Genomic DNA, 236 nt, shown 5'->3' with positions numbered 1-236 from the left:
GTCTTGCGGGTGTCGCCAGCGGCTACCTGCTGGCCAGCCTGTTGCTGGCGGATGTCGCGGCCAGCTTGCGGGGTTTGTATGGCGCCGAGGTGCAGGGCCAACTGAGCCTGACCCCGCTGTGGTGGGCCAGTGGCCTGGGCTTGAGTGTGCTGGGCGCCTTGCTCGCCGGCGCCAGCAGTTTGTGGCGGGCGGCGCGTTTGCCGTTGCTGGCCCTGGCCAACGCACAAGCCTGGCAC

At 69.9% G+C, this 236-nt stretch carries 1 protein-coding gene; it reads left to right on the top strand.

Features of this window, described 5'->3' with window-relative positions; translation table 11 throughout:
- A partial coding sequence (locus tag AAEZ09_RS29175; RefSeq protein WP_350601798.1) for a hypothetical protein occupies positions 1-236 on the top strand: 236 nt, incomplete at both ends.

Source organism: Pseudomonas sp. 65/3-MNA-CIBAN-0223 (assembly GCF_040310425.1).
Taxonomy (GTDB): Bacteria; Pseudomonadota; Gammaproteobacteria; order Pseudomonadales; family Pseudomonadaceae; genus Aquipseudomonas; species Aquipseudomonas gregormendelii.
Note: the sequence above shows the minus strand (reverse complement) of the source record. Positions and strands in the feature narration are given on the sequence as shown.